6 protein-coding genes are annotated in these 13,557 nt (G+C 72.5%); 2 read left to right on the top strand and 4 right to left on the bottom strand.

Annotated elements, in window-relative coordinates; all coding sequences use genetic code 11:
* The first annotated feature begins 125 nt into the window (after nt 1–125).
* Nucleotides 126–2,393, top strand: a complete 2,268-nt coding sequence (locus ACZ516_RS21860) for a HelD family protein (RefSeq protein ID WP_469011420.1) — start codon at nt 126–128, stop codon at nt 2,391–2,393.
* On the opposite strand, the gene glgB is transcribed toward ACZ516_RS21860, so the two are convergent.
* From glgB to ACZ516_RS21840, 4 genes are all read right to left on the bottom strand, one after another.
* Nucleotides 2,350–4,869: a 1,4-alpha-glucan branching enzyme gene (gene glgB / locus ACZ516_RS21855; RefSeq protein WP_469011419.1), complete on the bottom strand. Its 2,520-nt coding sequence runs from the start codon at nt 4,867–4,869 to the stop codon at nt 2,350–2,352. The genes ACZ516_RS21860 and glgB overlap by 44 nt on opposite strands.
* 29 nt (nt 4,870–4,898) lie before the next feature.
* The gene (locus ACZ516_RS21850; protein ID WP_469011418.1) at nt 4,899–6,344 is read right to left on the bottom strand and encodes a maltokinase N-terminal cap-like domain-containing protein; all 1,446 of its coding nucleotides are present in this window, start codon (nt 6,342–6,344) and stop codon (nt 4,899–4,901) included.
* A 137-nt stretch (nt 6,345–6,481) separates the two neighbouring features.
* Nucleotides 6,482–8,200, bottom strand: coding sequence for a maltose alpha-D-glucosyltransferase (treS, locus tag ACZ516_RS21845; protein WP_469011417.1), 1,719 nt, complete (start codon nt 8,198–8,200; stop codon nt 6,482–6,484).
* The gene (locus ACZ516_RS21840; RefSeq protein WP_469011416.1) at nt 8,197–10,218 is read right to left on the bottom strand and encodes an alpha-1,4-glucan--maltose-1-phosphate maltosyltransferase; all 2,022 of its coding nucleotides are present in this window, start codon (nt 10,216–10,218) and stop codon (nt 8,197–8,199) included. The genes treS and ACZ516_RS21840 overlap by 4 nt, the downstream gene beginning before the upstream one ends.
* 703 nt (nt 10,219–10,921) lie before the next feature.
* Between ACZ516_RS21840 and glgP the strand changes: the two genes are divergently transcribed.
* Complete coding sequence (gene glgP / locus ACZ516_RS21835; protein ID WP_361086229.1) at nt 10,922–13,549, top strand: alpha-glucan family phosphorylase; 2,628 nt, start codon at nt 10,922–10,924, stop codon at nt 13,547–13,549.
* Nucleotides 13,550–13,557 lie beyond the last annotated feature (8 nt).

Here is a 13,557-nt window from a genome sequence, read left to right as displayed (position 1 = left end):
CGGACGAATTGACGTCCGGGGCATTTCTCTGCGTATATTGGACTCTTTCGCGAAGCTCTGGCCATTGGGGCGCGACAACTTCACGAAAAGCTTTATACGAGCACTGTAACGGGCAAGGGGCTGAATTGTCAACCGAGGAATTGCGGGAAGAGCAGCAATTCGTCTCCGGGCTGTACGCGCGCCTGGACGCGCTGCGCGCGGAGGCCGAGGAGGCCGTGCGGGCCTCGTTGTCGCAGGTCGGCAACGGTCTCCAGGCGCGTCTGGAACGTGACGTCCTGGTGGCGGAGCAGTCCGGACTGCTCGCCGCCTTCGACACGGGGGAGAACGGTCTGTGCTTCGGCAGACTCGAATTCCGCGACGGCCGCGACCACCACATCGGACGCATCGGAATCCGTGACGCCGACCCCGAGCGCACACCGCTGGTGATCGACTGGCGTGCCGATGTCGCCCGCCCCTTCTATCTCGCGACGGGCCACACGCCGATGGGCCTGCGGCGCCGCAGGCACATCACCACCAAGGGGCGCGAGGTGACCGCGCTGCACGACGAGATCCTCGACCTCGGCGACCCGACCCGCACCGGGCACGAGGGCGCCGACGCCGACGAGGTGCTGCTCGCCGCGCTCGACTCGGCGCGCACCGGCCGCATGCACGACATCGTGCAGACCATCCAGGCCGAACAGGACCGCATCATCCGCGCCCCGCACCGCGGCGTCCTCGTGGTCGAGGGCGGTCCGGGCACCGGCAAGACCGTCGTGGCGCTGCACCGGGCCGCGTACCTGCTGTACGCCCACCGCGAGCTGCTCGCCAAGCGGGCCGTCCTGATCGTCGGCCCCAACCCCGCCTTCCTCGGCTACATCGGCGAGGTCCTGCCCGCGCTCGGCGAGACGGGCGTCCTGCTCTCCACGGTCGGCGAGCTGTTCCCCGGCGTGCGGGCCACCGGCACCGACACACCGGAGGCGGCCGAGGTGAAGGGCCGCGCTCAGATGGCGGAAGTGCTCGCCGACGCCGTACGCGACCGGCAGCAGACCCCCGAGCCGGGTGCGGCGATGATCATCCGGCACGACGACGGCGACCTGATCCTGGACTGGACGATCGCCGACCAGGCGCGCGAGGCGGCCCGCGCCGCGGACGTGCCGCACAACCTCGGCCGCCCGCACTTCGCGTTCCGGATCATCGACGCGCTCACCGCGCAGCTCGCCGAGCGCATCGGCCACGACCCCTACGGCGGGCCGAACTTCCTGGGCCCCGACGACATCGCCCAGCTCGGCAAGGCCATCGCGGCCAGCGCCGAAGTGCACGCCGCCATCGAGGAGTTGTGGCCCACCCTGACCCCGCAGGGCTTCGTCGCCGACTTCCTGGAGGAGCCGACGGGGCTGAGCGAGCAGGACGCGAAGGCGATCCGCCGGCCCCACGACGCGCCCTGGACGCCCGCCGACATCCCGCTGCTCGACGAGGCGGCGGAGCTGCTCGGACACGACGACAGCGCCGAGCGGGCGGCCGCCGAGGCCGAGCGCGCCAAGGAGATCGCGTACGCCCAGGGCGTCCTCGACGTGTCGCGGGCCTCGCGCACCCACGAGTTCGAGGACAAGGACGAGGAGGACGCCGAGGTCCTGCTCGCCCACAACATCATCGACGCCGAGCGGATGGCCGAACGGCACGAGGAGGCCGACCACCGCAGCGCCGCCGAGCGCGCGGCGGCCGACCGCACCTGGGCCTTCGGGCACATCATCGTCGACGAGGCGCAGGAACTGTCCGCGATGGCGTGGCGGCTGCTCATGCGCCGCTGCCCGACCCGCTCCATGACCCTGGTGGGCGACCCCGCGCAGACCGCGGAGGCCGGCGGCTGCGGCTCGTGGGAGGCCATCTTGCGGCCGTACGTCCAAGACCGCTGGGAGTACACCCGCCTCGGCGTCAACTACCGCACCCCGGTGGAGATCATGGAGGTGGCCGCCGAGGTGCCGCGCGCCGCGGGCGACGTCGACTTCCGGCCGCCCAGCTCGGTGCGCTCCACCGGCGTACGCCCCTGGGCGCACCGCGCCGACGACCTCCCCGGCGCCGTGGCGGACGCGGTCGCGGCCGAGGCCGGAAAGGAGGGCCGCCTCGCGGTGATCGCCCCGCGCGAACTCCACCCGCGGCTCGCCCCGCGCCTGCCCGGCGTGACGGCCGGCGAGAGCCCCGACCTGACACGGCCGGTCGTCCTGCTCGACCCGCGGCAGGCCAAGGGCCTGGAGTTCGACACGGTCCTGGTCGTCGAACCGTCGCGCTACGGCGCCAGCGACCTGTACGTGGCCCTGACCCGGGCCACGCAGCGCCTCGGCGTGCTCCACGCCGAGGAGCTGCCCGCCGCGCTCAAGCAGGTCGCAGCCACACCGTGGCCAGCGGCGGCAGGGTGAGGCGCAGCGACGCGGGACGCCCGTGCGAGGCCACCGGTTCCGGCTTCAGCGGGTCGGGGTGGGTGACGCCGCTGCCGCCGTAGCGGGCGTCGTCCGTGTTCAGGATCTCCTGCCAGGCCGGGAACTCGTCGGGCACGCCCAGGCGGTAGGCGTGCCGCACGACCGGTGCGAAGTGGGAGACGGCGAGCAGCGGGACGCCCTGGGCGTCGTGGCGCAGGAAGGCGAAGACGTTGTCCTCGGCGGCGTCGCCCTCGATCCAGGCGAAGCCGCCGGGGTCGGTGTCGCGCTGCCACAGGGCGCCCTCGCGGCGGTAGACCGTGTTGAGGTCGCGCACGAGGTCCCGTACGCCCCGGTGGTCGGGCTCCGCGCCGTAGGCCGGGTCGAGCAGCCACCAGTCGGGGCCGTGGGCCTCGGACCACTCGGCGCCCTGGGCGAACTCCTGGCCCATGAAGAGGAGTTGCTTGCCGGGGTGGGCCCACATGAAGGCCAGGTAGGCGCGGTGGGTGGCGCGCTGCTGCCACCAGTCGCCGGGCATCTTGGAGACCAGCGACCGCTTGCCGTGCACCACTTCGTCGTGGGAGATGGGCAGGACGTAGTTCTCGCTGTAGGCGTACACCATCGAGAACGTCATGTCGTGGTGGTGGTGCTTGCGGTGCACCGGCTCCTTCGAGACGTAGCCGAGGGAGTCGTGCATCCACCCCATGTTCCACTTCAGCCCGAAGCCGAGCCCCCCGAACCCGCCGGGTCCCTGGTGATGGGTGGCGCGCGTGACGCCGTCCCAGGCCGTGGACTCCTCGGCGATGGTGACGACGCCGGGATTGCGGCGGTAGACGGTGGCGTTCATCTCCTGGAGGAAGGCGACCGCGTCGAGGTTCTCGCGGCCTCCGTGGACGTTCGGCGTCCACTGGCCGTGCTCGCGGGAGTAGTCGAGGTAGAGCATCGAGGCGACGGCGTCGACGCGCAGCCCGTCGATGTGGAACTCCTCGCACCAGTAAGTGGCGTTCGCCACCAGGAAGTTGCGCACCTCCTTGCGGCCGTAGTCGAACTCCAGGGTGCCCCAGTCGGGGTGGGCGGCGCGGGCGGGGTCCTCGTGCTCGTACAGGGGCCGCCCGTCGAACTCGGCGAGCGCCCAGTCGTCGCGCGGGAAGTGCGCGGGCACCCAGTCCATCAGGACGCCGATCCCGGCCCGGTGCAGCGCGTCCACCAGGTACTTGAAGTCGTCCGGGGTGCCGAGCCGGGACGTCGGCGCGTAGAAGCCGGTGACCTGGTACCCCCAGGAGCCGCCGAAGGGGTGCTCGGCGACGGGCATCAACTCCACGTGGGTGAAGCCGAGATCGGCCACATAGGCGGGCAGCTGCTCGGCGAGCTGTCGGTAGGTCAGGCCGGGTCGCCAGGACGCGAGATGCACCTCGTACACGGAGAACGGCGCCTCATGCGCGGGACGCTCCGCCCTGTGCGCCAGCCACTCCTCGTCGTGCCACTCGTGGTGCGAGGCGTGGACGACGGAGGAGTTCGCGGGCGGGGTCTCCGTGTGGCGGGCCAGTGGGTCGGCGCGCAGCGTCTTCGAACCGTCGGGCCGGGTGATCTCGAACTTGTACGGCTCGCCCTCGCCGACCCCGGGCGCGAACAGCTCCCAGACGCCGGTCCCGCCGAGCGAACGCATCGGGAAGCCGGTGCCGTCCCAGAAGTTGAAGCCGCCGACGACCCGTACGCCCCGCGCGTTGGGCGCCCACACGGCGAAGCGGGTGCCGCTCACGCCCTGGTGGACCATCGGCCGGGCGCCGAGGGCCTCCCACAGCCGCTCGTGCCGCCCCTCGCCGATCAGATGCAGGTCGAAGTCGCCGAGCGAGGGCAGGAGGCGGTACGCGTCGTGGATCTCCAGCTCCCCCTCCTCGTACGTGACGCGCAGCCGGTAGTCCTCGGGGGCGGCCGCAAGGGGCAGTACGGCGGAGAAGAACCCGTCGCCGTCGTCGCGCAGCTCGGCGCGCAGGTCCTCGGAGACCACGGCGACCGCCCTGGCGTAGGGCCGCAGGGCCCGGAAGGCCGTGCCGCCGGGCACGGGATGGGCGCCGAGGACGCCGTGCGGGTCGTGGTGGGTGCCGGCCAGGAGGCGGGCGCGGTCCTCGTCCGGCACGGGGGACGCGGCGACGGCGGTGACCGGACGGGCCCCCGCCTTCCGCGGCGCCCGCGGACTCTTCGCGCCACTCGGCACCGCCTGCGAGGTCTTGGACGCCTGCGCGGTCTTCGCGGTCTTGGTCGCCTTCGCGGCCTTGGTCGTCTTGGCCGGCTTCCGGCTCGGGTCGCTCTTCTGGCGCGTGCCGCTCGTCGCCTTCTTCTGGGCCGGGGTCCTCGCCGTCGCCTTCCGCGTTCCCTTCGGGGCGGTCGTCCGCTCGGCGGGGTCCGGTTCCGGGCTGCGGGGCGGGGGCGGGGCGGGAGCTGCGGCGTCGGCGGACGGTTTGCGGGAGCGGGGGGTCACGGGAGGAGCCTCCTGGCGGAAGGGGGTGGTCAGTGCGCGGCGTCGGTGGGTCCGTCCCCGGCGAGCCGGCGGGCCGCGGCCAGCGGGACGGGGAGCCAGTCGGGGCGGTGCCGGGCCTCGTAGAGGACTTCGTAGACCGCCTTGTCCGTCTCGTGGGCGCGCAGCAGCACCGGGTCCGTACGGGGATCGCGGCCCGCGACCTCCGCGTACCCGACGCAGAACGCGGCCCGGCAGTCCGCGGCCCACCGCGCGGCCCACGGCTCGCGCGAGCAGGCCGCGTAGTCGAAGGAGCGGAGCATGCCGGCGACGTCGCGGGCCGTGGGCTGCGGCATGCGGCGCTCGGCGAGCGGGCGCGCGGGCTCGCCCTCGAAGTCGATGAGCGACCAGTGGCCGGCGGGGGAGCGCAGGCACTGCCCCAGGTGCAGATCGCCGTGGACGCGCTGGGCGGTCCACGACTGGCCCTCGCCGCCGAGGTCGGCGAGCGCCTTGTAGGCGGTGAGCAGCCCGGGAGCGTACGGCCGCAGCGCGGGCACCGCCTGCGCGGCCGCCGTCAGGCGCTGCGCCATGCCGTCGGCGATAGCCTCCACCTGGGCCCGGCCCAGGGTGACGGTCGGCAGCGCGGTGGCGAGCGCCGCGTGCACCTCCGCCGTGGCCCGGCCGATGGCCCGGGCCTCGCCGACGAACTCCTCGCCCTTGGCGAGCATGCGCAGGGCCAGCTCCCAGCCGTCCTCGGCGGCGGCGAGATAGGGCTGGAGCACCCCGAGCCCGCAGGCCTCGCCGGCCGCCGCGCCCGCGCCGGACGCCAGATCGGCGAGGAACCACGCGGCGGGTGCGGGCACCCGCTCGCAGCCCTGCCGGGCGAGGTGCAGCGGCAGCTCCAGATCGGGGTTGACGCCGGGCACGACGCGACGGAACAGCTTCAGGATAAACGTATCGCCGTATATGACCGAGGAGTTGGACTGCTCGGCGGCGAGCAGGCGCGGGGTCAGGCCGGAGGCTATCTCGGTGGCCATGTCGCGTTCGAAGCGGAGCACGCCGTGCCGGCCGGGTATCCGCAGCCGCTCCAGGAGCAGCGCCGCGAGATGCGGGTCGTGCAGCGCCTCGTACACCGTCCGGCCCGCCAGGGGCCCGTCGGTGACGTGCCCGATGAGGGCCTGGGCCAGCTGCGGCGGCAGGGCGTCGCGTACGCCGATCAGCAGCTGGTAGCAGTCACCGGGCCGTCCGCCCGCCGCGCCGGAGGGGGTGACGTCCTGCGGGGGGACGAGGGGTTGGCGCACCCGCAGGAGCACGTGCAGCAGCCGGGTCGGTGAGCTGTGCGGCAGCAGCTCGGTGACCGCGACCGGCTCGAAGTCGCTGATGGGGCGGCCTTTTCCGGCGAACCACCGCTGTCGCGGCAGCCATTCGCGCAGCAGTGGGTCGAGCGAGGCGAGCAGCGCGGTGGCGTGCGCGGTGGGGCGGGTGGCGGCTTCCGACATGGCGTCGCGTCCTTTCCGCGAGGCGGACAAGGCAGGGTGCGGGGGTGCCGGTCGTGCGTAGGGGTGCCGGTCGTGCGTAGGGGTGCCCAGGGCGGGGCGGGGGAAACCGCCCCGCGCGGGCGTGGCGCCGCCCGGGCCTACGACGGTTCCTGGCGCAGCCGGAACCAGTAGAAGCCGTGCCCGGCCAGGGTGAGGAGGTAGGGGAGATCGCCGATGGCCGGGAAACGCACCCCGCCGATCAGCTCCACCGGGTGGCGTCCGTTGAAGGCTTGTAGATCCAACTCCGTGGGCTGGGCGAAACGCGAGAAGTTGTGCACGCACAGCACGAGGTCGTCGCCCTCTTCCCGCGTCGCGGGCGCTTCGCGGAGGAAGGCGAGGACGGCGGGGTTGGAGGAGGGGAGTTCGGTGTAGGTGCCCAGGCCGAAGGCGGGGTTCTGTTTGCGGATCTCGATCATCCTGCGGGTCCAGTGCAGGAGGGAGGAGGGGGAGGACATGGACGCCTCGACGTTGGTGACCTGGTAGCCGTAGACGGGGTCCATGATGGTGGGGAGGTAGAGGCGGCCGGGGTCGCAGGAGGAGAAGCCGGCGTTGCGGTCGGGGGTCCACTGCATGGGGGTGCGCACGGCGTCGCGGTCGCCGAGCCAGATGTTGTCGCCCATGCCGATCTCGTCGCCGTAGTAGAGGATCGGGGAGCCGGGCAGGGACAGCAGCAGGGCGGTGAAGAGTTCGATCTGGTTGCGGTCGTTGTCCAGCAGGGGGGCCAGGCGGCGGCGGATGCCGATGTTGGCGCGCATGCGCGGGTCCTTGGCGTACTCCGCGTACATGTAGTCGCGCTCTTCGTCGGTGACCATTTCCAGGGTCAGCTCGTCGTGGTTGCGCAGGAAGATGCCCCACTGGCAGCCGGAGGGGATGGCGGGGGTCTTGGCGAGGATCTCCGAGACGGGGTAGCGCGATTCGCGGCGTACGGCCATGAAGATGCGGGGCATGACGGGGAAGTGGAACGCCATGTGGCATTCGTCGCCGCCCTTGGTGTAGTCGCCGAAGTAGTCCACGACGTCCTCGGGCCACTGGTTGGCCTCGGCGAGCAGGACGGTGTCGGGGTAGTGGGCGTCGATCTCGGTGCGCACGCGTTTGAGGAAGTGGTGGGTGGCGCGCAGGTTCTCGCAGTTGGTGCCTTCCTCCTGGTAGAGGTAGGGCACGGCGTCCAGGCGGAATCCGTCGATGCCCAGGTCCAGCCAGAAGCGCAGGGCGGAGATGATCTCTTCCTGGACGGCGGGGTTGTCGTAGTTGAGGTCGGGCTGGTGGGAGAAGAAGCGGTGCCAGTAGTACTGCTTGCGGACCGGGTCGAAGGTCCAGTTGGAGGCCTCGGTGTCCACGAAGATGATGCGGGCGTCGCTGTAGGCCTTGTCGTCGTCGGCCCAGACGTAGTAGTCGCCGTAGGGGCCCTGGGGGTCGGTGCGTGAGGCCTGGAACCACGGGTGCTGGTCGCTGGTGTGGTTCATGACGAAGTCGATGATGACGCGCATGCCGCGCTGGTGCGCGGAGTCGACGAACTCCACGAAGTCGGCCAGGTCCCCGAACTCGGGCAGCACCGCCGTGTAGTCCGAGACGTCGTAACCCCCGTCACGCAGAGGGGATTTGAAGAAGGGGGGCAGCCACAGGCAGTCCACACCCAGCCATTGCAGGTAGTCGAGCTTGGCGGTGATGCCTTTCAGGTCGCCGATGCCGTCGCCGTTGCTGTCCTGGAAGGAGCGGACGAGGACCTCGTAGAACACGGCGCTCTTGAACCAGTCGGGATGACGGTCCTTGGCGGGCGTGTCCTCGAAGGTGTCCTGGACGGGCTCGTTGACGATCATGGTGTGGGTGACCCTCCGATCAGCGGTGAGGACGGTCGCAGGACGCGGAGGACGTGCGCGGGTGCGCGGCCCGGCTCCAGGCGCACATAGTTGGTCCTGCCCCAGTGGTAGGTCTCGCCGGTGAGCTCGTCGCGCACCGGCACGGACTCGTGCCAGTCGAGGCCGAGTTGCGGCATGTTCAACGACACCGTGGCCTCCTGGGTGTGGTGGGGGTCGAGGTTGGCCACCACCAGAACCGTGTTCGAACCGTGCGCGTCCGCGGCGGTCTTCGAGTAGGCGATCACCGCGTCCTTGTCCGTGGCGTGGAAGTGCAGGTCCCGCAGTTGCTGGAGGGCGGGGTTGGCCCGCCGGATCCGGTTCAGCGAGGTGATGAGGGGAGCGATCGTCTCGTCCCGCAGCACCGCCGTTTCCCAGTTGCGCGGCCGGAGTTGGTACTTCTCCGAGTCCAGGTACTCCTCGCTGCCCGGCGCCGCCGCGGTGTTCTCGCACAGCTCGAAGCCGCTGTAGAGGCCCCAGGTCGGCGAGAGGGTGGCGGCGAGCACGGCCCGCACCTCGAAGGCCGGGCGCCCGCCCTCCTGGAGGTAGGCGTGCAGGATGTCCGGGGTGTTCACGAAGAGGTTCGGACGCAGGAAGTGCGCGGACTCCGTCGCCAACTCCGTGAGGTAGTCGGTGAGTTCCTCCTTGGTGTTGCGCCAGGTGAAGTAGGTGTAGGACTGCTGGAAGCCGATGGCCGCGAGGGTGTGCAGCATCGCGGGGCGGGTGAAGGCCTCGGCGAGGAAGATGACGTCGGGATCGGTGCCGTTGATCCGGGCGATGACCTCCTCCCAGAACACCACCGGCTTGGTGTGGGGGTTGTCGACGCGGAAGATCCGCACCCCGTGCCCCATCCAGAACCGCAGCAGCCGCTCCGTCTCCGCCACCAGCCCCGGCAGATCCCGGTCGAAGGCGAGCGGATAGATGTCCTGGTACTTCTTCGGCGGGTTCTCCGCGTACGCGATGGAACCGTCCGCCCGCTGCCGGAACCACTCCGGATGCTTGTCCACCCACGGGTGGTCCGGCGAGCACTGCAACGCGAAGTCCAGCGCGACCTCCAGACCCAGCTCGCCCGCGCGCCGCACGAACGCGTCGAAGTCCTCCAGGGTCCCCAGGTCGGGGTGGACCGCGTCGTGGCCGCCCTCGGGCGAACCGATCGCCCAGGGCACACCCACGTCGTGGGGGCCGGGGGAGAGCGAGTTGTTCGGGCCCTTGCGGAAGGTGCTGCCGATCGGGTGGATCGGCGGCAGGTACACCACGTCGAAACCCATGTCCGCGATCGCCGGCAGCCGCTCGGCCGCCGTGCGGAACGTCCCCGACACCGGCGGCGCGCCCTCCCGCACGACGGCACCCTCCGAACGCGGGAAGAACTCGTACCAGGAGCCGAACAGCGCCCGCCGCCGCTCCACGACCAGGGGGAACTCCGGTGAGGAGGTGACCAGTTCGCGCAGCGGGTGGCGGGCGAGGACCGCGTCCACCTCGGGGGTGAGGGCCGCCGCGAGGCGGGCGGCCGGGGGGCGGCCGGTGTCGCGCAGCGCCTGGGCCGCGTCGAGCACGGTGGCCCGTTCGGCCTGGGGGACACCCGCGGCGGCGCGTTCGTGGAGGCGGGCGCCCTCTTCCAGGACCAGGTCCGTGTCGAGGCCCGCCGGTATCTTGATCCGCGCGTGGTGCCGCCAGGTCGTGAGCGGGTCGCCCCAGGCCTCCACGGCGTACGTCCAGCGCCCCTCGGCGTCCGGCGTCACCTCCGCGCCCCACCGGTCGGTGCCGGGTGCCAGCTCCCGCATCGGGGTCCAGGGTCCCGGGCGGCCCCCGGGGTCTCGCAGGACGACGTTGGCGGCGACCGCCTCGTGGCCTTCGCGGAAGACCGTGGCGCTCACCTGGAACGTTTCGCCGGGCACGGCCTTCGCCGGTTTCCGGCCGCAGTGGACGGCCGGCCGGACGTCCAGAACGGGGATGGTGGGTTGCGGGGTCGAGCCAAGTGGCATGTCTGACCGCTCCTGTCCGCGTGCACGGATACGGGGGTGGGGAGAGGTTCCGCGGTGCGTGCCGGCCGCGTGGGCCGGAGTGCGTACCGCAGGAGCCTTCCCACCCCTTCCGGGTGGGCAATCCGGCGCTTTGTTAACTACTAGTGCGTAACGGCACGGGCAAGACCGGCCTCGGCTGACGGAGCGGACCGGGTCCGAAAACACACTCTTTGGTACGGGCCAGGCGCATATGCCCCGGGTATTCCAGGGGCGGGAGAGCCCTGAACGGCCGCATCCGGTCGGGGGAGGGGTGGCCGTGCGCGGTTGTCCGAAGGGGTGTTCGGCCGCTCGGGACAGGTCGGCGCGCACGCGTCCGTGATGGCCGAAAACGCACCCTCGGGTTCAGCGGTGTGAACGGGCGGGGGCGCCGAGCGGCAGGACCGGCGGCCATCGGGCCGGTCCGCGACGGCCGTGCCGGGGCCTCGGGGCCCGACGCGTCGGCGCCCGCGCGGGCGATCGGCCGGGCGGGTGAGAGACAGGACGCGACCAGGCCGCGGATCACCACGGGCGCCGCCCCGCGGCCGGGGGGCCGCCGCTCCGTGCGCCCCCTGCGCCGTGGTGGTGCACGGCGGGCCGCCGCTACCTTCGTGTCGCGCAGGTCGACATGTGCCCCATCCCCGTGTATCTCCGTGCATCCCAGAGAATCCCCGCGAAGGTGGAGACCGTGAAGGCAATCCGTCGTTTCACCGTCCGTCCCGTCCTTCCCGACCCCCTCGGCGCGCTCGCCGAGCTGGCCCGCAATCTGCGCTGGTCCTGGCACCCGCGCACCCGTGAACTGTTCCGGTCCCTCGACCCGGCGCTGTGGGAGGCCTCCGGCTGCGACCCGGTGCGCCTCCTCGGCGGCGTTCCCCCGGCCCGGCTCGCCGAGCTGGCCCGCGACGAGGACTTCCTGCGCCGGCTGGACGAGGCCGCCGAGGAGCTGCGCGAGTACGTCACCGGAGAGCGCTGGTACCAGGAGCGGGCGGGGGCGTGCGACCAGCTCCCGCGCGCCGTCGCCTACTTCTCACCGGAGTTCGGCATCACCGCCGCCCTGCCCCAGTACTCCGGCGGCCTCGGCATCCTCGCCGGCGACCACCTCAAGGCCGCCAGCGACCTCGGCGTACCGCTCATCGGCGTCGGGCTGCTCTACCGGCACGGCTACTTCCGCCAGACCCTGTCCCGCGACGCCTGGCAGCAGGAGCACTATCCGGTCCTCGACCCCAACGAACTGCCCCTCTCCCTGCTCCGCGAGGCCGACGGCACACCCACCCGGGTGGCGCTCGCCCTGCCCGGCGGGGGCTCGCTCCTCGCCCATGTGTGGCAGGCCCAGGTGGGGCGCGTGCCCCTGCTGCTGCTCGATTCCGACGTGGAGGAGAACGGGCCCGGCGAGCGCGACGTCACCGACCGGCTCTACGGCGGCGGCAGCGAGCACCGGCTGCTCCAGGAGATGCTCCTCGGAATCGGCGGCGTACGCGCCGTACGCGCGTACTGCCGGCTGACCGGCCACCCCGAGCCGGAGGTCTTCCACACCAACGAGGGGCACGCCGGATTCCTCGGCCTCGAACGCATCCACGAACTGTCCTTCCAGGGCGCCGCCTTCGACACCGCGCTCGAAGCCGTCCGCGCCGGCACCGTCTTCACCACCCACACCCCCGTGCCCGCCGGCATCGACCGCTTCGACCGCGAGCTGGTCGCCCGCCACTTCGGGCCCGGCGCCGAACTGCCCCGCATCGACGTCGGCGACATCCTGCGCCTGGGCATGGAGACCTACCCCGGGGGCGAGCCCAACCTCTTCAACATGGCCGTCATGGGCCTGCGTCTGGGCAGCCGCGCCAACGGCGTCTCCACCCTGCACGGCGCGGTGAGCCGCGAGATGTTCGCGGGCCTGTGGCCGGGGTTCGACCCCGAGGAGATCCCGATCACCTCCGTCACCAACGGTGTGCACGCCCCCACCTGGGTCGCCCCCGAGGTCCTCGCGCTCGGCGCCCGCCAGATCGGCGAACGGCGCACCGAGGACGCCCTGTCCGTGGGCGGCTCCGACCGCTGGGACGCGGTCGCCGACATCCGGGACGGCGACATCTGGGAGCTGCGCCGCACCCTGCGCGGGCAGCTCGTCGACGAGGTCAGGCGGCGCCTGCACGCCTCCTGGCGCCAGCGCGGCGCGGCCACCGCCGAACTGGGCTGGATCGACGACGTCCTGGACCCCGACGTCCTCACCGTCGGCTTCGCGCGCCGCGTGCCCTCGTACAAGAGGCTGACGCTCATGCTGCGCGACCGGGACCGGCTCATGGAGCTGCTCCTGCACCCCGAGCGGCCCCTGCAGATCGTCGTCGCGGGCAAGGCCCATCCGGCGGACGACGGCGGCAAGCGGCTCATCCAGGAGCTGGTGCGCTTCACCGACGACCCCCGGGTGCGCCACCGCGTGGTGTTCCTGCCGGACTACGGCATGGCGATGGCGCAGAAGCTCTACCCGGGCTGCGACGTGTGGCTGAACAATCCGCTCCGGCCCCTGGAGGCGTGCGGCACGAGCGGCATGAAGGCGGCGCTCAACGGCTGCCTCAACCTCTCCGTCCTGGACGGCTGGTGGGACGAGTGGTTCGAGCCCGACTTCGGCTGGGCCATCCCCACGGCGGACGGCGCCGCCACCGACGAGGACCGCCGCGACGACCTGGAGGCCGCCGCGCTCTACGACCTCCTGGAGCGCCGCATCGCCCCCCGCTTCTACGAGCGGGGCCCGGGCGGGCTGCCCGACCGGTGGATCGAGATGGTCCGCAGGACGCTCACCCGGCTCGGCCCGAAGGTCCTGGCGGGCCGCATGGTCCGGGAGTACGTCGAGGAGCTGTACGCCCCCGCCGCCCGCGCCCACCGCGCGCTCGACCTCACGGCCGCCGCCGAACTGGCCGCCTGGAAGGCCCGCGTGCGCGCCGCCTGGCCGCGCGTGGCCGTCGACCACGTGGAGGCGACGGCCAGCGGCGCCACCGCCGAGCTCGGCGCCACCCTGTCCCTGCGCGTGCGCGTGCACCTGGGCGAGCTGGCCCCGGAGGACGTGGAGGTCCAGGCGGTCGCCGGCCGGGTGGACCCCGAGGACCGCATCACCGGTGCCACCCCGGTGCCGCTGAAGCCGGCGGGCGGGACCGACACGGAGGGCCGCCACGTCTACGAAGGGCCGCTCGCCCTGGACCGCACGGGCTCGTTCGGCTACACGGTGCGCATCCTGCCGGCGCATCCGCTGTTGGCGAGCGGCGCCGAGCTGGGGCTGGTCGCGGTGCCCTCGCAGGCCACGGGCGAGGCGGCCGGGGTCCTGCTGCGGTGAGGGGAAGC

The organism is Streptomyces sp. NPDC034037 (assembly GCF_055575715.1).
The sequence above is the reverse complement of the archived record's forward strand: the minus strand, read 5'-3'. Positions and strand labels throughout refer to the sequence as shown.